The sequence below is a fragment of the Mesorhizobium sp. M7A.F.Ca.US.014.04.1.1 genome (assembly GCF_003998745.1).
In the GTDB taxonomy this organism is placed as follows: domain Bacteria; phylum Pseudomonadota; class Alphaproteobacteria; order Rhizobiales; family Rhizobiaceae; genus Mesorhizobium; species Mesorhizobium ciceri.
In genome coordinates, this window is the sequence record NZ_RZRW01001123.1 from 1 (window position 1) to 1,011 (window position 1,011).

The 1,011-nt window shown below is 60.9% G+C and carries 1 protein-coding gene; it reads right to left on the minus strand.

The window, feature by feature from the left end; all coding sequences use genetic code 11:
* Window positions 1–954 (minus strand): LacI family DNA-binding transcriptional regulator (locus EOA22_RS34985; protein WP_127390682.1); only part of this gene is annotated, 954 nt, incomplete at its 3' end.
* Window positions 955–1,011: the final 57 nt, after the last annotated feature.

The following is a 1,011-nucleotide window of genomic DNA, read 5'->3' on the forward strand; positions in this document are numbered from 1 at the left end:
CGACAGGGACAGCGTCAGGTCCACGGTGCGCTCCACCATCAGTTCCATTGGCTGACCAACAGTTGTGAGATCGTGCGACGGCCAGGAGGCCATCGCGATGTCATCGAAACCAACGACGGACAGACGGTCCGGTATCGAAAGGCCGAAATCGCGTCTTGCCGCGTCCATGGCGCCGATCGCCAGGATGTCGTTCGCACAGAAAAGCGCAGTCGGTGGTTCGTCGGACGAGAGAAACCCATGCGCGGCGGCATAGCCGGCCGCGTAGCTGAATTCCTGCCCTACGCTGCTGAGAGGAGCCTGCACGCCTCTTTCCAGGCAGCGGGCATGAAAACCCTTCCAGCGATCGACGTTGGTCGAGGCATTCGGCAAGCCGGCGACATAGGCCAGGCGCCTGTGTCCGAGATCGATCAGGTGGTCGGCGACCGTCCTGCCGCCGAGTTCATTGTCGCAGGTCACCGCATAGGAGCGCTGGCTGGCATCGTAGCGGTTGAAGAACACGACGGGTGTACCGACCTTGCGGCAGGCATCGGACGATGCCGAAGAAAGCGTCGTGGCCAGGATGATCACCACGTCGGGGTGATAAGAGAGCAGGACGCGAAGCGTCTCATCCTCGCTGCGCTTTGGATCGGTCACCACCAGCATCACATTCAGGTCCAGAGCTTGCAGCTTTCCCGTCAGCCGCGTCAGCACTTCGGGATAGAATGGATTGGTGATGTCGGACACGACGATGCCGACGATGCGGCTGCTCTTGGTGATGAGGCCGCGTGCGAGCGGATTGGGCTGGTAACCGAGTTCCGCCGCGCGCGCGAGGATTCTCGCGCGCGTCTTTGGCGCGATCACGGCGTCCTCGTAAAAGGCTCGCGAAACCGTGGATACCGACATGCCCAATTGTCTTGCCAAATCTTTCACCGTTATGCGGGGCGTGTGAGGCTGCTTCAGGGCGACTTCGGTCATGGCTGCTAGGCTCCAGTTTTAGCGGCGAACCATGTTTCGACGTGCTTTGTTCAAGGT